The sequence below is a fragment of the Luedemannella helvata genome, from assembly GCF_039528415.1.
In the GTDB taxonomy this organism is placed as follows: domain Bacteria; phylum Actinomycetota; class Actinomycetes; order Mycobacteriales; family Micromonosporaceae; genus Luedemannella; species Luedemannella helvata.
Map to the genome: position 1 here is coordinate 33,150 of NZ_BAAALS010000005.1, position 21,505 is coordinate 54,654.

The 21,505-nt window shown below is 73.1% G+C and carries 16 protein-coding genes; all 16 read right to left on the bottom strand.

Annotation, left to right across the window (positions count from 1 at the left end; genetic code table 11):
- Positions 1 to 89: 89 nt before the first annotated feature.
- Positions 90 to 854: a YggS family pyridoxal phosphate enzyme gene (locus tag ABD191_RS06550; protein ID WP_344077948.1), complete on the bottom strand. Its 765-nt coding sequence runs from the start codon at positions 852 to 854 to the stop codon at positions 90 to 92.
- The gene (ftsZ, locus tag ABD191_RS06555) at positions 851 to 1,957 is read right to left on the bottom strand and encodes a cell division protein FtsZ (RefSeq protein ID WP_344077950.1); all 1,107 of its coding nucleotides are present in this window, start codon (positions 1,955 to 1,957) and stop codon (positions 851 to 853) included. The genes ABD191_RS06550 and ftsZ overlap by 4 nt, the downstream gene beginning before the upstream one ends.
- 220 nt (positions 1,958 to 2,177) lie before the next feature.
- The gene (locus ABD191_RS06560; protein WP_344077952.1) at positions 2,178 to 2,948 is read right to left on the bottom strand and encodes a cell division protein FtsQ/DivIB; all 771 of its coding nucleotides are present in this window, start codon (positions 2,946 to 2,948) and stop codon (positions 2,178 to 2,180) included.
- Positions 2,949 to 2,952: 4 nt separating this feature from the next.
- Complete coding sequence (gene murC, locus ABD191_RS06565) at positions 2,953 to 4,407, bottom strand: UDP-N-acetylmuramate--L-alanine ligase (RefSeq protein WP_344077954.1); 1,455 nt, start codon at positions 4,405 to 4,407, stop codon at positions 2,953 to 2,955.
- Complete coding sequence (gene murG / locus ABD191_RS06570; protein WP_344077956.1) at positions 4,404 to 5,507, bottom strand: undecaprenyldiphospho-muramoylpentapeptide beta-N-acetylglucosaminyltransferase; 1,104 nt, start codon at positions 5,505 to 5,507, stop codon at positions 4,404 to 4,406. Before murG ends, murC begins: the two co-directional genes overlap by 4 nt.
- Before the next feature lie 158 nt (positions 5,508 to 5,665).
- On the bottom strand, positions 5,666 to 7,036 hold the full coding sequence (locus ABD191_RS06575; RefSeq protein ID WP_344077958.1) for an FtsW/RodA/SpoVE family cell cycle protein: 1,371 nt from the start codon (positions 7,034 to 7,036) through the stop codon (positions 5,666 to 5,668).
- 17 nt (positions 7,037 to 7,053) lie between these two features.
- Positions 7,054 to 8,427 carry a UDP-N-acetylmuramoyl-L-alanine--D-glutamate ligase gene (gene murD, locus ABD191_RS06580; RefSeq protein ID WP_344077960.1) on the bottom strand — a complete coding sequence of 458 codons (1,374 nt, stop codon included), beginning with the start codon at positions 8,425 to 8,427 and terminating at the stop codon, positions 7,054 to 7,056.
- Positions 8,424 to 9,542 carry a phospho-N-acetylmuramoyl-pentapeptide-transferase gene (gene mraY, locus ABD191_RS06585; protein ID WP_344077963.1) on the bottom strand — a complete coding sequence of 373 codons (1,119 nt, stop codon included), beginning with the start codon at positions 9,540 to 9,542 and terminating at the stop codon, positions 8,424 to 8,426. Before mraY ends, murD begins: the two co-directional genes overlap by 4 nt.
- 61 nt (positions 9,543 to 9,603) lie before the next feature.
- On the bottom strand, positions 9,604 to 10,983 hold the full coding sequence (locus tag ABD191_RS06590; RefSeq protein WP_344077966.1) for a UDP-N-acetylmuramoyl-tripeptide--D-alanyl-D-alanine ligase: 1,380 nt from the start codon (positions 10,981 to 10,983) through the stop codon (positions 9,604 to 9,606).
- The gene (locus ABD191_RS06595; protein WP_344078387.1) at positions 10,980 to 12,572 is read right to left on the bottom strand and encodes a UDP-N-acetylmuramoyl-L-alanyl-D-glutamate--2,6-diaminopimelate ligase; all 1,593 of its coding nucleotides are present in this window, start codon (positions 12,570 to 12,572) and stop codon (positions 10,980 to 10,982) included. Before ABD191_RS06595 ends, ABD191_RS06590 begins: the two co-directional genes overlap by 4 nt.
- Positions 12,572 to 14,344 carry a peptidoglycan D,D-transpeptidase FtsI family protein gene (locus ABD191_RS06600; RefSeq protein ID WP_425560673.1) on the bottom strand — a complete coding sequence of 591 codons (1,773 nt, stop codon included), beginning with the start codon at positions 14,342 to 14,344 and terminating at the stop codon, positions 12,572 to 12,574. The genes ABD191_RS06595 and ABD191_RS06600 overlap by 1 nt, the downstream gene beginning before the upstream one ends.
- A gap of 597 nt (positions 14,345 to 14,941) precedes the next feature.
- Positions 14,942 to 15,640: a cell division protein FtsL gene (ftsL, locus tag ABD191_RS06605; protein ID WP_344077970.1), complete on the bottom strand. Its 699-nt coding sequence runs from the start codon at positions 15,638 to 15,640 to the stop codon at positions 14,942 to 14,944.
- Entirely contained in the window at positions 15,637 to 16,689 is a 1,053-nt protein-coding gene (gene rsmH, locus ABD191_RS06610; RefSeq protein ID WP_344077972.1) for a 16S rRNA (cytosine(1402)-N(4))-methyltransferase RsmH, read from the bottom strand. Before rsmH ends, ftsL begins: the two co-directional genes overlap by 4 nt.
- Positions 16,690 to 16,915: 226 nt before the next feature.
- On the bottom strand, positions 16,916 to 17,347 hold the full coding sequence (gene mraZ, locus ABD191_RS06615) for a division/cell wall cluster transcriptional repressor MraZ (protein ID WP_344078389.1): 432 nt from the start codon (positions 17,345 to 17,347) through the stop codon (positions 16,916 to 16,918).
- Between the two features lie 944 nt (positions 17,348 to 18,291).
- Positions 18,292 to 19,944: a glycoside hydrolase family 13 protein gene (locus tag ABD191_RS06620; RefSeq protein WP_425560674.1), complete on the bottom strand. Its 1,653-nt coding sequence runs from the start codon at positions 19,942 to 19,944 to the stop codon at positions 18,292 to 18,294.
- A 5-nt stretch (positions 19,945 to 19,949) separates the two neighbouring features.
- Positions 19,950 to 21,494: a glycoside hydrolase family 66 protein gene (locus ABD191_RS06625; protein WP_344077976.1), complete on the bottom strand. Its 1,545-nt coding sequence runs from the start codon at positions 21,492 to 21,494 to the stop codon at positions 19,950 to 19,952.
- Between the last annotated feature and the right edge of the window lie 11 nt (positions 21,495 to 21,505).

Here is a 21,505-nt window from a genome sequence, read left to right on the forward strand (position 1 = left end):
CCCCACTGACGGCGACGCGCCGCCGGTGCGTGGTCACACCGCCGGCGCGCCAAATAACAGTGATGTAGTTCAGCGCCCTGAGCACCAGGCTACCGGAGCGGCGGGCGGTTACCGAGCAATGCGCTGCCGATCCGGACATGTGTCGCGCCGTGGGCGAGCGCGTCGCGGAGATCACCGCTCATCCCCGCCGACACAGCGTGAGCGGTCGGATATCCGACACGAAGCCGTGCGGCGATGTCCGCCAACAGGGTGAACGCGCGCGCCGGAGGCCAACCGAGGGGTGCCACGGCCATCACTCCGCGTAACCGGAGCCGTTCCCCGGCCGCCACGGCGGCCGCCACCCGCTCAAGATCACGATCCGGCTCGGCCGTGGGACCCGACACGCCCGGGGCGTACCCGGGCGGGGCCACGGCGCCGCCGCGTGTCGGATCCCCGTCGAGACTGATCTGGACGAACACGTCCAGGTCGGTGTCGCGGTGCCGCCCGGCCGCCCGGCCCAGGGCATCCGCGAGCCGCACGCTGTCGACGGAGTGCACGACGTCGGCGTAGCCCACCACGGACGCGCACTTGTTGCGCTGCAGTTGTCCGACGAAGTGCCAGCGCGGCGCGGCGCCCGCGGCGGCCACCTCGGCCGCCTTGGGCGCCGCCTCCTGGTCGCGGTTCTCGCCGACGTCCGTGACGCCCAGCGCCACCAGGTGACAGACGTCGCTGGCCGGGTACGTCTTCGTGACCGCCACGAGCGTCACCTCGGCCGGGTCCCGGCCGGCCGCCGCGCAGCCGTCGGCGATCTCCGCCCGTACCCGGGCGAGGTTCTCCGACAGCTGGGCGCGGCGCGCGTGCTCCGGGGCGCTCACTCGCCGTTCTTGAGGAAGTCGGGCACGTCGACGTCGTCGAAGAGCACCCGGCGCGGGCCACTCTGCACCGGCGGCAGCGACGGGCCCGGTTGGCGGGGCTGCTGACCCTGCTCGGCGGGAACCTTGCGCTGCAGCTCCGCCGGCTTGTAGGCCGGCGCGCCGCCGTCGAAGCCGGCCGCTATCACCGTGACACGCACCTCGTCGCCGAGGGCATCGTCGATGACCGCGCCGAAGATGATGTTCGCGTCCGAATGCGCGGCGTCGGTGACCAGCTGGGCCGCGTCGTTGATCTCGAAGAGGCCCAGGTCGGAGCCGCCCGCGATCGACAGCAGCACGCCACGCGCGCCGTCCATGCTCTGCTCCAGCAGCGGGCTGGAGATGGCCGCCTCGGCGGCCTCCACCGCGCGGTTGTCGCCGCGCGCGCTGCCGATGCCCATGAGGGCGCTGCCCGCGCCGCTCATCACGCTCTTCACGTCCGCGAAGTCGAGGTTGATCAGACCCGGCGTGGTGATCAGGTCGGTGATCCCCTGCACACCGGAGAGCAGCACCTGGTCGGCCTGACGGAAGGCGTCCATCATGCTGATGCCCCGGTCGCCGAGCGCGAGCAGGCGGTCGTTCGGGATCACGATGAGCGTGTCGCACTGCTGGCGCAGCTCCTCGATGCCCGACTCGGCCTGCACCTGGCGCCGCTTGCCCTCGAACGAGAACGGCCGGGTGACCACGCCGATGGTCAGCGCGCCGAGCTTGCGCGCGATGTTGGCGACCACGGGCGCGCCGCCCGTACCGGTGCCACCGCCCTCGCCGCAGGTCACGAAGACCATGTCGGCGCCGCGCAGCACCTCCTCGATCTCGTCGCGGTGGTCCTCGGCGGCGTTCTTGCCGACGTCGGGGTTGGCGCCGGCGCCGAGTCCGCGGGTCAGCTCCCGGCCCACATCGAGCTTGACATCGGCGTCGCTCATCAGCAGGGCCTGGGCATCGGTGTTGATCGCGATGAACTCAACGCCCTTGAGACCGACCTCGATCATCCGGTTGACGGCGTTCACCCCGCCACCGCCGATGCCAACCACCTTGATGACCGCCAGGTAGTTGTGCGGAGGTGTCATCAATGCCTTCCCTTCGAGGTGCGTCGCGGTCGATCAGCGCCAGCCACCTCGCCGGTCCACGGTGGACGGTAGCCCGAGCGCGTACGGCTCAGGCGCAAACCCTCACCGTCTACTTGAGGCTCATAGTTATGTGAACTAGAATTCCTGCCCCGGACCGTAGGCGCCACAACCATCCGAACCAAGGACCCCAGCGGCGTGTCTTCCCACCGTTGTCCGGGTGTTATCCCACAGTGACGAATTCGGGCGCGCTCACATCGATGAGCGTGCCCTCTTTTTTGAGCAGCGCCGTCGCCACGCGGGCCTTCGTGTCGCTGTCCTCGGCGTCGCCCCACACGACCGTACGGCCGCCGCCGAGCTCCAGCCGGATGCGCGCCGGCGTCGGGGCGACCATCCGTACCAGGCTCTCGCGCAACTGCGGGGTGAGCGTCCGCAGCACCCGCAGGGCCGACCGGGTCGACACGTCATCCGGGCCCGGTGAGGCCAGCACGACCAGCGGCAACTCGCGCGGGCGCTGTGCCAGCGTGCGGAACACCACGCCCGCCCCGTCGATCACCGCGAACTGCGAGCCGACCGGCACGGTCGCCAGCGCCACCCGCTCCTGCACGTCGATGACCAGCGTTCCGGGCCACTGCCGGCGGACGCGCGCCTCCCGTACGGGCGCCAGCTCGCTGACGGCCGCGCGTACCCGGTCAAGGTCCACCCGGGCGAGCGGCGTGCCGGGCGCGACACCGGCCGCGGCCGTCACCTGCTCGGAGGTGAGCACGGACGTGCCCGTCACGGCCACCTCCCGCACGCCCAGCAGCGAGGTTGCGAAGATCACCCAGGCAAGCAGCGCCGCCAGCCCCAGTGCGCCGACGACGGCGAGCCACGGCGCCGCCGACCGCAGCCGGCGGCGGCGGATGCGCTGATGGAACCGCCGCACCGAGGCCGGCACCGACCGGCCCGGGGCCCGGACCAGCCGCCAACGCCGGGCGACCTCGGTGCGGATCACGCCGTCAGCCGTCCATCTCCGCGACGGCGTGCCGGGCCACGTACGCCTCGGCGGCGTGCTCGCGCCCGCGCAGGTCCAGCGCGGCGAGCAGTTCGTCACCCATGAGCGAGATCGGCGGCGCGCCCATGGTCACCACGACGTCGCCCTCGTGGGCGCGGGCGACCACCTCGGCGGCCACGTCCTCCCAGGAGGCGACGAAGACCTTCCGCTCAGGGGGCAGCCCGACCGCGGCGGTGAGCGCGATGCCGCCCTCGCCCGGCGCGCGCGCCTCGCCCGGCCCGAACACCTCCATCACGACGGCCTCGTCGGCGATGGCCAGCGCCGTCGCGATCTCGGCCTGCAGGTCGCGCGTGCGGTACACCCGGTACGGCTGGAAGACCACGATGAGCCGGCCCCGGCCGGCGACCTCGCGCAGCGTGCTCAGCGCGGCGGTCATGGCGGTCGGGTGATAGGCGTACTCGTCGTAGACGCGCACGCCGTCGGCGACGCCCTTGAGCTCGAAGCGGCGCCGCACGCCCGGGAACGCGGCGAGCGCCTCCCCGATCGCGGCGACCGGCAGCCCGAGCTTGACGGCGACGAGCACGGCGGCGGCGCTGTTGAGGCCCAGGTGGCGGCCCGGCACGGGCAGCGCGAACTCGCCGAGCGACTCCCCGTCGAGGGCGGCCAGGTAGCGGACGCCGACCGGGCTGGAACGCACCTCGCTGATGCGCAGGTCGGCGTCGTCGGCCTCGCCGTACGTGAGCACGGTCAGCCCGGCCGCGCGCACCCGCCCGGCCAGGATGCGCGCCTGCGGGTCGTCGGCGCAGATCACCACGAAGCCGTCCGGCTCGGTGCGCTGGCAGAACTCGAGGAACGTCTCCTGCAGCCCGTCCAGGTCCCCGTAGGTGTTGAGGTGATCGGCGTCGATGTTCGTCACGATCGACACGTACGGGCGGTAGTGCAGGAACGACCGGTCGCTCTCGTCGGCCTCCGCGACGAAGTACTCCCCCGAGCCGTGGTGGGCGTTCGAGCCGACCTCGGAGATCTCCCCGCCGATGACGAACGACGGGTCGAGCCCGCAGTGCTGCAGAATCGATGTGATCATGGAAGTGGTCGTCGTCTTGCCGTGCGTACCGGCGACCGCGACCGTGCGCCGGCCGGCCATGCACGCCGCGAGCGCCTGCGAACGGTGCAGCACCCGCAGCCCGCGCGAGCGCGCCTCGACCAGCTCCAGGTGGTCGGACGGGATGGCCGTGGAGTAGACCACCGTGTCGACGCCGTCGAGGTTGTCCGCCACGTGCTGCATGTGGATCGTGGCCCCCAGGGCCCGCAGGGCGGCCAGCGCCGGCCAGTCCTTCAGCTCGCTGCCGGTCACCGGGACCCCGCGGGTCAGCAGCAGCCGCGCCAGCCCACTCATGCCGACCCCGCCCACCCCGATCAGGTGAACCGTGCCGAGCTCCTCCGCCGTCAGCTCGCTCATGCCACGACCTCCAGGAGGTACTCGCGCAGCCGCTCGTCGCCGTCGCGACGGCCGTACGCGGCGGCGGAGATGCCCATGGTGGCCAGCTTCCCGGGGTCGGTGACCAGCGGCAGCACGGTCCGCTCGATCCACTCCGGAGTCAGGTCGGCATCGGCCACGAGCAGGCCGCCGCCGGCCTCGACCACGGGCAGGGCGTTGCGCCGCTGCTCGCCGTTGCCGTAGGGCAGCGGCACGTAGACGGCCGGCAGCCCCACGGCGGTCACCTCGGCCAGGGTCATCGCCCCGCCGCGCCCGACGAGCAGGTCGGCCGCCGCGTACCCCTGCTCCATCTCGCTCAGGTACGGCACGCAGACGTACGGGGTGGGCAGGTCCGGCGGGATCTCCACGGGCTCGTTACGCGCGCCGATGACGTGCAGCACCTGCACCCCGGCGGCGGCGATCGCCTTGGCGGCCCCGGCCATGGCGCGGTTGACCGACCGGGCGCCCTGCGAGCCGCCGGACACCAGGATCGTGGGCAGGTCGGGGCGCAGCCCGAAGCGGGCGCGGGCCGCGGCGCGGGCCGCCGGCCGGTTCAGCCCGGTGATGCTCGTGCGCAGCGGCACGCCGACGACCCGGGCCTCGGCCAGCAGCGGCGACGCGGCGGTCTGCAGCTCGAAGCCGACCGCCACATGGTTGGTGAACCGCATGCCCAGCCGGTTGGCCACGCCCGGCGGCACGTTCACCTCGTGGATGACGATGGGGGTCTTGCGACGCCAGGCGGCCAGGTAGGCCGGCACGGACACGTACCCGCCGAAGCCCACGACCGCGTCGGCCTCGACATCGTCGAGGACCGCGCGGGCGGCGCGCATGGAACGCAGCATCCGGGTCGGGGTGCGGGCCAGGTCCAGGTTCACGGAGCGGGGCAACTGGTAGGCCGGCACCTGGCGCAGCTCGTAGCCGGCCGCCGGGATGAGCTGGCCCTCCAGACCCTTGGCGCTGCCCACACAGGTGATGCGGATGTCGGGCTGATGGCGACGTAGGCAGTCGGCGAACGCCAGCAGGGGGTAGATGTGGCCGCCGGAGCCGCCACCGGCCAGCACCACGGATCGCAGCTGGGTCATGCCGTCACCTCCGCTCCGCTCCGGCGCCGGCATGACATGGCACTGCGCCTAATGATTCCCTCGCTTCGCTCGGTCATACCGTCACCTCCGCTCCGCTCCGGCGCCGGCATGACGTGGCACTGCGCTTAATGATTCCCTCGCTTCGCCCGGTCATGGGCTCACCTCTCGCCCGCGCTCGCCGACGGAGCCTCCCGCTGCCGCGCGCGGCGCGGAAGCGGCGGCAGCGGAGCCCAGAGTAGCCGGCCCAGTTGGCCGGGCGGACGGGCATGCAGGGCATGCGCCGCGGCGGGCTCCGCCCGGGCGAACGACGCCAGGACACCGATCATCGCCATGGTCACCACCAGGGCACTTCCGCCGTCGGAGATCAGCGGCAGCGGCAGGCCGGTGATCGGCAGCAGCCCCACCACCCCGCCGAGGTTGATCGCGGCCTGACCGGCCAGCCAGACCGTGATGCCGGCCGCCACGAGCCGGCGGAACGATCCGGGGACCCGACGGGCGATGCGCAGGCCCGTGTACGCGAGCACCGCGAACAACCCCAGCACCACGACGCAGCCGACCACGCCCAACTCCTCGGCGATGACGGCGAAGATGAAGTCGTTGTGCCCGTTGGGCAGCCAGCCCCACTTCAGCTTCGCCCGGCCAAGGCCGACACCGAACCAGCCCCCGTTGGAGATGGCGAACAGGCCCTCCATCGCCTGGTACGCCATGCCCTGGGCGTGCGCGCCCGGATCGAGGAAGGCGTCGAGGCGCTCCTGGCGGTAGCCCACCCCGGGCATTTTGATCAAGACGAACACGCCGATCAGCGCGAAGGCGAACATCCCGCCGAGCACGGACAGCCGCACGCCGGCAGCCCACAGCACGCCGACGAACATCACCACCAGGCACAGCATGGTGCCCAGGTCGTTGTAGCCCACCAGCAGGAACAGCAGGCCGGCCACCGGGAACAGCGGCCGGGACAGCTCGCGCCAGCGGCCCGCCAGCGCGCCCTTGCGCACGAGCACGTCGGCCGCCCACACCACAAAAGCGATCTTGGCCAGCTCGGAGGGCTGCAGTTGCACCGGGCCGAGGTAGAGCCAGAGTTCGTCCGCGCGCAACGGGCCGATCTTCGGATCGTGCAGGATCTTGGCCTCGGCCAGCAGGGCCAGCACGTCCAGCAGGATCAACAGCACGAACGCGGCGATCAGACCGGGCCGGGCGAGCCACCGGTAGGTGCGCGCGGGCAGCCGCTGGCAGGCCCAGAACGCCACGAACCCGATGAGCGCCGAGGTCGCCTGCTTCTCGATCGAGGTGAAGGCGTTGCCGTGCGTGGCGTACGCCTGCAGGCTCGTCGCGGAGAACACCATCACGAGGCCGACGATGAGCAGCAGGCCCGCGCTGGAGATCAGCAGATAGTACGACGCGAGGGGCCGCGACAGCAGCCCGCGCAGCAGTGCCGTCCAGGCGAGGAACGGACTGCCCGGCGCGGGCGGCGAGGGAGCGTCGGCCTCACGGGACCCCGTGGTGACCGGCCCCTCCCCACGCTCGCTCATGCCGTCGCCTCCCTCAGTCACCCCGCAAGCTCGGCCACCGCGGCGGCGAACGCGTCGCCGCGGTGCGAGTAGCCACGGAACATGTCCAGGGATGCCGCCGCGGGGGCCAGCAGCACCGTGTCGCCGGGGGCGGCCATGGCCGAGGCCGCGCGGACCACCTCCCCCATCGCACCATCATCGGTCCTCGCCACATCCACCACACGCACCGCCGGCGCGTGTCGCGCGAGCGCGCGGGCGATATCCACGCGGTCGACGCCCAGCAGTACCGCGCCGGCGAGCCGGGGCGCCACCGTCGCCACGAGGTCGTCGATGTCGACGCCCTTGAGCTGCCCGCCGGCGATCCACACGACGCGCGGATACGTGGCCAGGGAGGCGAACGCGGCGTGCGGGTTGGTGGCCTTGCTGTCGTCGACGTACGCGACACCCTCCACAGTGGCCACCAGGGCGTTGCGGTGCGGTTCGGGCGTGTAGCCCGCCAACCCCGCCGCGACCGCCCCGGCCGGGACGCCGTAGGCGCGGGCGAGCGCCGCCGCGTGCAGCGCGTTGCTGAGGTTGTGGGCCCCGGCCGGCCGCACCGCCGCGGCGGTGCCGAGTTCCACGGCGTCGTCATCGAAGGCGCGATCCACGAGTACGCCGTCGACGACGCCGAGCTCGCCGCGCTCCGGCTCGCCCAGCGTCACGCCGACCGACCGCCCGGACACGGCGAGAAGGCGCGCCGCCACGCGCGGATCGTCGAGATTGCCCACGGCCACCCCGCCGCCCGGCGCGCCCCGCCAGATCGCCTCCTTGGCGCCGGCGTACGCGTCGAAGCCGCCGTGCCAGTCGAGGTGGTCGTCGGCGAGGTTGAGCAGCGCGCCCGCGTACGGCGCGAGCGTGTCCGACCAGTGCAGCTGGAAGCTGGACAGCTCGACGGCGAGCACGTCGTAGGCGGCCTCGTCGAGGCCGACGAGCGGCTCGCCGATGTTGCCCAGCGCGGCGGTGCGCTTGCCGGCCGCCCGCAGGATCGACGCCAGCATGGTGGTCGTCGTGGTCTTGCCGTTCGTGCCGGTCACGGCGAGCCACCCGGGCGCGGCCGGGCCGCGCAGCCGCCAGGCCAGCTCCGGCTCGGCGTAGACGGGCAGCCCGGCCGCCAGCGCGGCACGGGCCAGCGGCGAGTGCGGGGCGAAGCCCGGCGACACGACGACCTCGTCGATCCCGTCGAGCAGCCCGGCCGGCGGGGTCTCCGCGACCACCACGGCGGCGCCGGCCGCGCGCAGTGCCGCGAGGCCCTCGGAGTCGCGCCGGTCCAGCACGGTGACGGTCGCGCCCCGCGCGAGCAGCGCCCGCGCGCTGGCCGCGCCGGCCACGGCCGCGCCGGCCACGAGCACGTGCCGGCCAGCGTAGGCGGTCATTTATTGACCACGGCGGCGCCCACCACCCGCAGGAAGTCGGCGTAGAACAGGCCGAGCGCCGTGGCCACGCCGAGGCCCGCGATGATCCAGAACCGGATGACGATGTTGACCTCGCTCCATCCGGCCAGCTCGAAGTGATGATGGAGCGGCACCATGCGGAACACGCGGCGTTGCCAGATCTGGTACGACCCGATCTGGATGATCCAGGTGATCGTGATGATCGTGAAGAGCATGCCGAGGATCGGTACGAGCAGCACGGTGCGGGTGGCGAACGCGAGACCGGCGATGAGCCCGCCGAGGCCGAGCGCGCCCGTGTCGCCCATGAAGATCTTCGCGGGCGACGCGTTCCACCACAGGAAGCCGAAGCAGGCGGCGGCCGCTCCGGCCGCGATGATGCTGATCTCCAGCGGGTCGCGCACGTAGTAGACGTAGTCGCCCTTGTAGCTCGGGTCGGCCGCCCAGTGCCGGTACTGCCAGAAGCCGATGAAGGCGTAGGCGCCGAGCACCATGACGCAGGCGCCGGTGGCCAGGCCGTCGAGGCCGTCGGTGAGGTTCACCGCGTTGGACATGGCCATGACCACGAACACGAACAGGGCCAGGGCGCCGAGCTTCGTGATGGTGAGCCAGTTGACGTCCTTGACGAACGAGATGTACTCGCTCGCCACCGTGCCGGCATCGCCGCGGCCCGGCACGTACAGCGCGATAACGCCGAAGATCGCGCCCACGATCGTCTGCGCGATGAGCTTCTGCTTCTCGCTCAGGCCGGCGCTGTTGCGCTGGCGCACCTTGAGGTAGTCGTCGAGGAAGCCGACGAGGCCCAGCGCCACGAACAGGCCCAGCACCACGAGCGCGGTGATCGTGGGACCGGTCGGGTGCAGCTGGGCGTCCGGCAGCGTGAGCAGCGACAGGTGCCCGGCGATGTAGGCGATCACCGTGGCCAGCACGAAGACGACGCCGCCCATGGTGGGCGTGCCCTTCTTGCTCTGGTGGGTCTGCGGCCCTTCCGTCCGGATCGGCTGGTCGGCCTTGAGCTTCGTGAACCCCTTGATGGCCAGCGGCGTGCAGAACAGCGACAGCAGGAACGCCACGGCCGCAGCGACGATGACGGCCCTCACGCTGCCACCTCGCGTCGCGGGGCGTCCGCGCGGGTCAGACCTGAGCTGATGCTTCGCTCGCTCACGCTCCGGCCTCCCGCAGCGAGTCAGCGATGTCCCACGTGCGGTACCGCGAGCCCTTCACGAGTACCACGTCCCCCGGCTTCAGCTCGTCCCGCAGCAACGCGACGGCCTGCACCTGATCGGTCACGTGCACCGACTTTCCTCCCCACTGAGCAACCGTGAGCGCGCCGTCGTGGATCGCGCCGGCAGTGCCGACCGCCACGAGCAGGTCCACGCCAAGTTGGGCGGCGAGCCGTCCCACCCCTTCGTGGCCGGCCCGTTCATGATCGCCCAACTCGGCCATGTAGCCCAGCACGGCGATCCGGCGGCGGCCGTCGCCGACCGTCGTCAACGCGCGCAGCGCCGCCGCCATCGAGGACGGGTTGGCGTTGTACGAGTCGTCGATGACCGTGACACCGTCGGCACGGTCGAAAACATCCATCCTTCGGCTCGACACCGACCGCAGATCGGTGAGGGCCTCCGCCACAGCGGCCAGGGTCATGCCGGCGGCGAGCCCCACAGCGGCCGCGGCGAGGCTGTTGCCGACCTGGTGGGCGCCCGGCACGGGCAGTGCCACGGGCGCCGAGCCGCCGGCCGTGACCAGCGTGTACGACGCCCGCCCGCGCGCGTCCAGGCGCACGTCCACGGCGCGCACGTCCGCCCGCTCGTCCTGGCCGACGAACGTCACGCGCGCGCCGGTACGCGCCGCCATCGCCCGTACCCGGTGATCGTCCACATTGAGCACGGCGACGCCGGCGGCGGGCAACGCCTCGACCAGTTCGCCCTTGGCCCTCGCGATCGCCTCGACGGAGCCGAACTCGCCGATGTGGGCGTCGCCGACATTGATCACGACGCCGACGCGGGGCGGCGCGATGCCGCACAGGTAGGCCACGTGGCCGATGCCCCGGGCGCCCATCTCCAGCACGAGGTAGCGGGTGCCGGCGTCGGCCTTGAGCACCGTGTGCGGCAGGCCCAGCTCGTTGTTGAACGAGCCCGCCGGCGCCACGGTCGCCCCGTGCCGGGCGAGCACCTGGCCGATCTGGTCCTTCGTGGTGGTCTTGCCGGACGACCCGGTGATGCCGACGATCGTCAGTTCCGGCAGCCGGTCGACGACCGCGCGGGCGAGCCTGCCGAGCGCCACGAGCGGGTCGGCCACGACGATCGTCGGCGCGTCGACCGGCCGGGTGCCGAGCACGGCCACGGCCCCGGACGCCAGCGCGGCCGGGGCGAACTCGTGCCCGTCGACCTTCGCGCCGGCGAACGCCACGAACAGGCCGCCGGGGCGCACCGCCCGCGAGTCGTACTCCACCGGCCCGGTGATCAGAAGATTTTCATCGGGTACGCCGTGGAGCGTGCCGTCGACGGCCGCGGCCACCTCGGCCAGCGTCATGGGGATCATGCGACCGCCCCCGCGAACCGGCCCGCGAGGGCCTCGGCGAGCACGACCCGGTCGTCGAAGGGATGCACCTGGCCGTTGACCTCCTGGCCGCGTTCGTGGCCCTTGCCCAGCAGCGCGATCACGTCGCCGGGCCGGGCCAGCCGCACGGCCTCGGCGATCGCCGCGCGCCGGCCGGCCACCTCGATGACCTCGCCCGCGCCGGTCGCGCCCGCGAGGACCTGCGCGCGGATGGCCGCCGGGTCCTCGGTGCGCGGGTTGTCGTCCGTGACGATCACCAGGTCGGCGCCCTCGGCGGCCGCCGCGCCCATGACCGGCCGCTTGCCCTTGTCGCGGTCGCCGCCCGCGCCGATGACGCAGATGAGCCGGCCACCGTCGCGCAGCGACTCGCGCAGCGCGGCCAGCGCCGCCACGATCGCTCCGGCCTTGTGCGCGTAGTCCACGAACCCGGCCACCGGGCCGGGCGCGGCGACCCGCTCCAGCCGGCCGGGCACGCCCGGACAGTCGGCCACGCCTTTGGCGGCCACCGCCGGGTCGACCCCGAGCGCCGCGAGCGAGGCGAGGGCCAGGAGCGCGTTCGCGACGTTGTGCAGGCCGGGCAGGCGTACGGCGGCGTCGAGGACGAGCCCGCCGGGACCGTGCGCCGTGAACCGCTGGCCGGACTCCGCCGGGCGCACGTCGGTCGCGCGCCACGTGGCGGCCGGGTCACCCGCCGCCGAATAGGTCACGGTCGCGGGCCGCACGAGCCGGCGTACGGCCTGGTCGTCGAGATTGAGCACCTCGGCGCCGCACCGGCCGTCGAACAGCGCCGCCTTGGCGGCGAAGTAGTCGTCGAGGTCGCGGTGGAAGTCGAGGTGGTCGGAGCCGAAGTTGGTCCAGCCGCCCACCGCGAAGCGCACGCCGCCGACGCGGCCGTAGGCCAGGGCGTGGCTGGACACCTCCATCACGGCGGCCGTCACGCCGTCCTCCAACGCGGCCGCGAACAGGGCGTGCAGGTCGGTGGCCTCCGGGGTGGTCCGGACGCTGTCGATCACGGTGTCGCCGACCCGCGTCTCCACCGTGCCGATGAGGCAGGTGCGATGCCCGGCCGCGCGCAGCCCGGCCTCCACCAGGTACGCCGTGGAGGTCTTGCCGGCCGTGCCGGTGAGGCCGATGACCGGCAGGCGGTGGGTCGGGTCGCCGTAGACGGCGCTGGCGAGCGGGCCGAGGACCGCGCGGGGGTCGGCGACCACGAGGGTCGGCAGGCCGGCCGGGGCCGCCAGCTCGGCGCCCCGGACGTCCGTGAGGAGTGCGACCGCGCCCGCCGTGGCGGCCGCCGCGGCGAACTCGGCGCCGTGCCGGTTGGCCCCCGGCAGGCCCGCGTACAGGTCGCCGGGCCGCACGTCGGAGCTGGCGTGGGTGATGCCGGTCACCGTGAGTTCTCCGGGCAACGGCGAGCGCACCACGGCCGGGTCGGTGGGGAGCGCGTCGCGGAGCTCGACCAGGCGTCGCGGTGTCACGCCACGGGGACGGGGATAGCCGGACACGACCGCTGACCCTACCCGTTCGGTGGGGAGCGACGGTGCAGGGCGACCTGTCCGGCAACCGATCATCACGGATAAACGCGGAACTTGGGTGGTTTTGTGCCAGTTGGTGGGACGCGGAAATGCGCCAGGGTGAAGGTCATCATGTCCTTGAACGCGGGCCCCGCCACCACCCCGCCGTTGCCACCGGGCGTGTACGCGAAAACCCCGATCGCGTAGCGCGGCGCGTCCGCGGGCGCCAGGCCCACGAACGAGGCCACCTCGCCCGGGGCGTACCTGCCGTCCTTGACGACCTTGCCGGTGCCCGTCTTGCCGGCCACCCGGTAACCGGGCACCGCGGCCGTCAGGCCGGTCGCGCCCGGCACGGTCGTCACCGCCTCCAGCATGGTGCGCAGCGACCGCGCGTTCGCGGCCGACATCACCTGACGGTTCGGGACGGCCGGGACCGGGGTGACCGTCCCGTCCGGGGCGATCGTCGCGCGCACCAGGTGCGGGCGCACCCACACGCCGTCGTTGGCGATCGCCGCGTACGCCGCCGTCATCTGCAGCGGGGTCACGGAGACGCCCATCCCGATCGGGATGGAGCCGGCGCTCGACCCGCTCCAGTTCTTCGGCGGCTGCACCAGCCCGGTCGCCTCGCCCGGCAGGCCCTCGTGGGTCGAGGCCCCCAGGCCGAACCTGCGCTGGTACTCGTAGAGCTTCTGCGGACCCAGCCGGTCGGCGATCATGATCGTGCCCACGTTCGAGGAGTACGCCAGGATGCCCGGGATCGTCATCCGGTCCTTCTCGGGCCAGTGGGTGTCCGTGTACGTGGTGTCGCCCTTGCGGATCGAGCCGCTCACCGCGAGGGTGCTGTCCGGCGTGATCACGCCCTCCTGCAACGCCGCCCCGACGACGATCGCCTTGTGCACCGAGCCCGGGTCGACCGGGTTGCCGGTGGCGCAGTCGCCCCGGTCCTCCGGCTTCGACTCGAACCAGGCTGCCGCGTTGAACACGGGGTAGGACGCCTGGGCCAGCACCTCCCCGGTCTTCACGTCCAGCACGATCGCGCAGCCGAAGGTCGCCTTGACCTCCTTCATCCGCGCCGCCAGGACGCTCTGTACCTCGAACTGAAGGTCACGGTCGATCGTCAGTTGCAGCGTGGTGCCCGGCCGGGCCGGCGTCTCCTCGTGGTACCCGCCCGGGATCTCATGGCCGAGGTCGGACTCCTCCTGGCCGACCTCGAACCGGCGCTCGCCGTCCTCGCCGTGCAGCACGTCGTTGTAGGTGGCCTCCAGGCCACCGAGGCCCGTGAGGTCCTGGTTGGTGAAGCCGATCAGGTTCGCGGCCAGGTCATGGCCGGGCACCAGGCGCCGCTCGTCGCGGCGCACCTGGATGCCGCGCAGGTTCAGCGCCATCACCTTGTCGGCCCGGGCGATGTCGATGCCCCGGGCCAGGTACACGAAGCGCTGCTCGATGCCGTCCTTGCGGACGTGCCGCTTGAGCTTGGGCAGCAGTTCGGACTTCGGCACGCCCAACACCTGGTAGAGCTGCTCCGCCGTGCGCTCCGGGTCCACCACCTCGACCGGGTCGGCGTACACGTACCGGGCCTCCACAGTGGTCGCCAGGACGGCGTTGTTCCGGTCGAGGATGCTGCCGCGCGGGGCGACCAGCGGCACCGTGTGCAGCCGGTCCTTCAACCCTTGCGCGGCGTACGCCTTGGCGTCCGTGAGCTGGATCGCGACCAGTCGCAGGCCGATCACCACGAACAGCGCGAGCACCAGGGTCGTGGCCACCCGCAGCCGCCGGCCGGGGTCGGCCAGCGGCGGCAACGGTCGCTTGGGGCGCGGCGCGCCGGCCATGGGCGCCCGCCGTCGCAGAATCCCGCCCCGGGCCGGCCGGCTGAGGACCCCGGCCCGCCCGCCGGACGATCTGCCCGTACGCCCCGCCGAGCGGCCGTCGGCGGTGCGGCCCCGCCCGCCCGCGCGCCCCGCGCCGCCGGAACCGCCCGCGCCCCTTGCGCCGCCCACGCCTCTGCCCGCGCCGGCTCCTCTGCCCGCGCCGTTGCCATTGCCGGCGCTAGTTCCCTTGGCTGCCCCGGTGCCTCTGCCCGCACCGGTGCCTCTGCCCGCGCCGGCGCCTCTGCCCGCGCCCTTGCCTGCGCCGTCGCGGCCGGCCGCATCCCGCCGCGACGTGCCGGCCCGGCCGGTCGCGGCGGTGTCGTCCGCGCCTCCCGCGACCAGGCGCAGGTTGGGCCGCGCGCGGTCGGGGTCGTCCGGTTCGCCGTCGCGGACCGTACGGCCGCGCGGCTGGTAGCGGCGGGCGTCCGCCATCCGGCTGCGGCGCGTCGGCGTCCCGCTCTCGGGATCGTCGTCGCGGCGGCGCGGCATGTCGGACTCCTCGTGACGCTCGTGGGTACTCCCCGGCCGGCGGTCGGCCGGCCGGGGAGTCTCGGTCAGTTAGTTGTTCTGGGCGGTGACGCTCACCGGGCCGCTGGCCGGCTCCGGCACGCTCAGCACCCGCCCGTCGGGCAGCTGGATGACCGCCGTCGAGCCGGCCGGCACGAGGCCGAGCCGGCGCGCCGCGGCCGCCAGGTTGCCGGGCGCCTCGACCATCGTCAGCTCGTGCGTGAGCTGCTGCTCCTGCTGGTCGAGCGAGCTCTGCGAGTCGTTCATCTCGGCCAGCGTGAAGGCGTTCTCGTTGATCTTAGTGTTGATCAGCAGGACGCCGAACACGCCGGCCACGACGATCACCAGCAGCAGCACCAGGAACGGCGCGCGGGGCACGGCCACCGGCAGCGGCGGCGCGACCCGCAACCGCCCCCGGCCGGCGCGCACCGCGGCGCGGTCCGGCGCGACCGGCGCCTGCGTGCCGTCGACCCGGTCGAGCGCGTCCGGCTCCACCGGCTCCGCGGCGAGCAGCCGCTCCTGCTCGAGCACCTCGTCGTACTCGGCGATCTTCAGAGCGTTCGCGCCGACCACCGTGCCGCGCCGTGCGGCCTGGCGTGCCTCGTGGGCCGCGTCGCGCGCGGCCCGGCTGTTGTCGCTGCCCGCGGCGGTGCGGCCGGTGCCGCGCAGCGGCACGACCTGCGGCCGCGTGGCGCGCCGGATGTCGGCGCCGGTGCGGCCGGTGCGGGCGCCGGGGTTCTTCCCGTTCATCGCCCTCCCCCTCTTTCTGTCGCGGTATGGCGACCGGGACGCCCCCGCGTCCCGGGTTGGTGCATGGCGACCCGCGCCGCGCCCGGCGCGAGCGGGTCGAGGCGCTCAACCGCCCGCAGCCGCGCGGGCGCGGCTCGCGGATTGGTCGCCACCTCGGCCTCGTCCGCCTGCTCAGCCCCCCGGGTGAGCAGGCGTACGGTCGGCCCGGTGCCGGGCAGTTCGACCGGCAGGTCCGGTGGGGCGCTGCTGCGAGCGCGACGGGCGAACTCCTGCTTGACGATCCGGTCCTCCAGCGACTGGTAGGACATGACCACCACGCGTCCGCCCGGCGCGAGCGCGTCCAGCGCCGCCGGCAGCGCCGCCTCCAGCGCCGCCAGCTCACCATTCACCTCGATCCGCAGCGCTTGAAACGTGCGCTTGGCCGGGTGTCCGCCGGTACGCCGGGCCGGTGCCGGGATCGCGTCCCGGACCAGCTCGGCGAGCAGCGCCGACGACACGATGCGGTTCTTCTCCCGCTCCCGCACGATCGACGCGGCGATACGGCCGGCGAACTTCTCCTCGCCGTAGACCCGCAGGACGCGCGCCAGATCCGCCGCCGGGTAGGTGTTGACGACCTCCTCGGCCGTCGCCCCCCGGGTCGGGTCCATCCGCATGTCCAGCGGCGCGTCCTGGGCGTAGGCGAAGCCCCGCGCCACCTCGTCGAGCTGCATCGAGGACACCCCCAGGTCGAACAGCACGCCGTTCACCCTGGTGATCCGCAGGTCGGCCAGCACCTCGGGCAGTTCGTCGTAGACGGCGTGCACGAGGTGGACCCGGTCCGCGTACGGCGCGAGGCGCTCGCGCGCCTGCGCCAACGCGTGCGGGTCACGGTCCAGGCCGACGAGCTCCACATCGGGGTACGCCTCGAGAACGGCGGCCGCGTGGCCGCCGAGCCCGAGGGTCGCGTCGACGTGGACGGGTGTCGCTTCGCGGGCGGCGTCGAACGCGGGCCCCAGCAGCTCCAGACAGCGCTCCAACAGCACCGGAACGTGCCTGCGCGGCTCCCCCACGTCGACCCCCTAGATGCCACCGGTGTGACCGTTCGCGGCGGTCACACCGGAGCGAAGCGTCAGCGGTACCATTCGCACGTACCGCCAGATCCCCATCCGCCCTTCTGGCGCCTGGCACCGGGGAAGGGATGTCAGGAGCCGCGCCGAGCGGCTGGAGATCTGGCGGTACGGCTACCCCGTCGGTGTCGACAAGGGACGGATGGACCGCCAACCCCCTGCGTGCTGATCAGAGCCCGCCGGGTAACACCCCTTCCTCGATGCCGGAGAACGCTTCCTCACTCTCGTTGAGGTAGGTCTCCCACGCCTGCGAGTCCCAGATCTCCACGCGGCTGCTCGCCCCGATCACGACGACGTCGCGGTTGAGTCCCGCGTACTCCCTCAGGTGGCCGGTCACGTTGACCCGCCCCTGCTTGTCGGGAACCTCGTCGTGGGCGCTGGCGAAGAACACCCGGCTGTACGCGCGGGCCGCCTTGTGGGTCATGGGCTGCGTCTGCAACTGTTCGGCGATCCGACGGAACTCGGCGACCGGGAACACGTAGAGACAGCGCTCCTGTCCTTTAGTGATCACGACACCTCCCGCCAGCTCGTCCCGAAACTTCGCCGGAAGAATCAGCCGGCCCTTCTCGTCCAGGCGAAGGGTGTGGGTGCCCAGGAACAAGCGACCCACCCCCTTCCGCCCTGACGCATCCGCGTGCGTCTCGTTGCTGCGCGGTCCCCCCGGGGCCGGCGGCGCCTCCCGGCTTCGCCATTGCGCCCCACTCTACTCCACTTCCCTCCACCGTCAATCAGTTTGACCTCGTGTCGGGCCTGATTCACGAGTCAAATCCGCAGGTGAACAACGGTGGGGCGCAGTGGAGGGCCGGCGCGCCGCCCGACCCGCGCCCGGGCTCGGCGCGCCCGGTCACCGCCGACTTACCGGGAGCAACCAGCCGCCGTTCGACACCATTTCGACACGAACCAAGATCCCGCCAACCGGGGTACACGGCCCGGCTGGCCGACAGGACCGCGCCGCAGGTCGTCGCCATTCGCATCGCCGGGCCGGCCGGGTTCGCGGGGTCTTGCCTGGTTCGCGGTGATTGCGCGGATCGCATCGCGGGACTCGCCGGGCTCCCCCGGTTCGCGGCGCCCGGGTCCCCCGGGTTCGCATCGCAGGTTCGCCGACCGGGCTGGGGTACGGCCAATGGATCCGCCGCCTGGATTCATGCGTTTCGACGGATCACCGATGGCGAGCCGGCGACGTTCGCCGGGGTTGTGGATTCCTTGAGCGAAATAACGACCCTTTTAATCCATGACCCCCGCCCAGCCTGGGCGAGGAGGCCAAAGCAGCGCCGCCGCCGGACGCCGGGCGGGCTGCACTCGGCGGGGCCACCCGAGAAGGGCGCACACCCGCCCCCGGCGTGCACCGCAACCAAGGGCCACACTCGCGCCGGGTGGACGGCGGGCGACACTTTGAGGTATTTCACAGATAGTTGGGCGTTTTGTCATATAACCGGTGCCATAATCAGCACGGGTCTCGTGACGGGGACACCCCGGTCCTGCGGCGTGGAACGAAAGACGTGGTGGGGGTGGCCGCCCACAAGGCGGCGACCCCCACCACGTCACTTACGCGAGCAGCCAGGCGGAGCTGTTGCCGGGCAGCGGCGCGCCCTCGGTCCAGGCGCTCGACGAGCACAGCGCCACGGTCCCCCACCCGGCCGGCACGGCGAACGGCTCGTCGCCGAAGACGGTCACCACGGTCAGCGGCCCCCGCCGGTACGCCAGGACGTCCTCGCGCGCCGCCAGCCACGACAGCGGGGCGGCCCCGACGACGTCGAGCAGCGAGCGGCGCAGCTCCAGCGCCCGGGCGTGCAGCCGCAGCGTCGACGACGGGTCGGCCCACTGCGCCTCGACGGCGTAGTCGCCGAACCAGGAGGGCTGCGGCAGCCAGGCCGCCCCGGACGAGAAACCGAACGTCGGCCCGGACGCCACCCACGGCAGCGGCACCCGGCAGCCGTCGCGGCCGTACTCCGTCCCGCCGGAGCGGCGGAAGATCGGGTCCTGGCGCGCGGAGTCGGGCAGGTCGAGCACCTCGGGCAGGCCCAGCTCCTCGCCCTGGTAGAGGTAGACCGACCCGGGCAGGCCGAGCACGAGCAGCAGGGCCGCCCGGGCCCGCTGCGCGCCGAGCGCGACGTCGACCTCGCCGCGGCCGCGTACCCCGTCGCTGAACGGGTCCGCCGAGGACCCGTTGACGGACCGGACCAGGCCGTAGCGGGTGACGGAGCGGTGCACGTCGTGGTTGGCCAGCGTCCAGGTGACGGACGCGCCCGTGGCGGCGATGGTGGCCAGGCCGCGCTCGATGGAGGCGCCGAACGCCGGCCCGGACCAGCGGCACTGCAACAGGTCGAAGTAGAACGCCTGGTTCAGCTCGTCGGGACGCAGGTACCGGGCCAGGTCCTCCACGGTCGGCACCCAGATCTCGCCGATCAGGGTCAGGTCGCGATCGTAGGCCGCGGCGACCGAACGCCACCGGCGCATGATGTCGTGCACCTCGGGCTGGTTCTGGGCGTACTCGTTGTAGGCGGCGGAGCCGTCGGCGGGGAACGCCCAGTCGGGCAGCTCGGCGTGCTTGACCATCATGTGGGCGACGTCGATGCGGATGCCGTCGACGCCCCGGTCGAACCAGAATCGCAGGATGTCGTCGAAGTATTCGACGACGTCGGGCGAGCGCCAGTTGAAGTCGGGTTGGCTGGGGTCGAAGCTGTGCAGGTACCACTGGTCGGTGTCGCCGACCCGGGTCCACGCGGGCCCGCCGAACACGGACCGCCAGTTGTTCGGCGGTGCGGATCCCCGGCCGGTACGGAAGATGAAGCGGTCGCGCGCAGGCGAGCCGGCCGGCGCGGCGAGCGCCTCGACGAACCAGGGGTGCGCGGCCGAGCAGTGGTTGGGCACCAGGTCCATGAGCACCCGCAGCCCGGCGGCGTGCGCCTCGGCCAGCATGGCCTCGAAGGCCGGCAGGCCGCCGTAGAGCGGGTCCACGTCCTGGTAGTCGGCGACGTCGTAGCCGTGGTCGACGCCCGGCGACGGGTAGCACGGGTTGAGCCACAGCCCGTCGACGCCGAGGCGCGACAGGTGGCTCAGCCGGGCCCGCAGCCCGTCCAGGTCGCCGATCCCGTCGCCGTCGGAGTCGGCGAACGAGCGCAGGTAGAGCTGGTAGATGGCGGCGTCGCGCCACCAGGGCGCCCGCGTGGTCGCGACGGTGGGCACGGATGCGGCCAGTGTCATCAGGAGTCCCCCAGGAGAACAATCTGCCAGACGCCGAGCGTGGGCAGGTCGGCAATCACGTACTCGCCGTCGACGCGCGCCGGCACGTCGACGAAGAACGGCCCGCGGTCGGGGTCGGCGACCCGGACGGTCGGCGTCGCGGCGCCCACCCGCCGGAACCGCACCGTCAGCCGGTCGACCGGCGTGACGTGCGCCTTGGCGGTGTCCCAGCCGAGGTCGGCCTGGCCCACCAGGTTGATCAGGTGCACCACCGTGCCGTGCGGGGTCGCCACCACGCGCCGCCACACCTCCTCGGGCGCCTCCACGTCGATCTCGCCGTTCAACCCGCCCACGACGGAGCGGGTTATGTCAGCGTTACCCGGATCGAACAGAACATCACCTGCGGCGACGAGCAGGTCGTACCAGTCGGCCAGCATGTCCACGGTCGACGGCGCGGCCGGGTGGTTGCGCACGTAGTACGGGTCCACGAGCACGTGCCCGTCCTCGCCGGCCAGCAGCTGCGTGGCCCCGTGCGAGAACAGCGTGGCCATGGTCAGCTTCGTGGTCAGCTCGGCGTCCGCGGCGGGCAGGCGATCAAAAACCGTCTGGTACGCCGCGAGCACGGCGGGCCGCGACGGCGCCAGGGTGCGGGCGCGCACGGCGACCGCGGCCACGTCGTCGAGGGCCTCGTGCGGCTCCCACACCTCGGTGTAGGTGGCGTCCTGCGGGCTGCGCGTCGTCCGCCACACCGGAAAGTCATTGACGTTGTTGAAGATCAGCCGGGCGTCGGGCAGTTCCTCGCGTACCTCACAGATCATGGTGTGGAACGCCTCGGCCAGGTCGACGACCCGGCCGTCGGGGCGGACGGCCCGGCGCGGGAAGCCGTACTGGTCGAGGTGGAAGCCGGCCAGGCCGACCCGCTCGACGGCCTTGCGCAGGTCGGCGCGGAAGTGGGCCAGCCATGCGGGGTCGGCCGGGTCGACGATCGACAGGAAGCCGGCCAGGTCGTGCACGGTCCCGTCGGCGCGCAGCAGGGCGGCGTGCTCCCAGGCCGGCCACTCGTCCTTGCCGACGCCGTAGACGGCCGCGTACCCGATCGGGGCCGTCCCGACCGAGGCCAGGCCGGCCGCCAGGGCGCGTACGGTCGCCAGCGAGACGGGCTGGCCGAGCGGGTCGGCGTACTCGTCGGGGCCGACGAGGTCGGCGTGCCGGTACGCCCAGTCGTAGAACTGGACCGCGGTCAGGTGCAGGCGGCGGGCCAACCGCAGGACGCCGTCGATGTCGCGCCCGGGGGCGTACGAGGCGACGAACCCGTACCGCAGCCGCGCGAACGGGTCGGCGAGCACCTCGACGGCCGTGTGGCCGGCGCCGTCGCGCAGTCGCACGCCGTAGCCGCCGACGGGCAGCGGGCCGAGGTCGACGTGGTCGGCGCCGGCCGGCACGGTCACGGTGGCGACACGCACGCCGAGGCGCTCGACCTCGATGGCGCGGGCCGCCGGGGCGGCCGGCAGTTCGATGGCGACCGGCTCGCCGGGGGCGTAACAGGCCTTGGTGGGCAGCAGCATGGTGGCTCCGT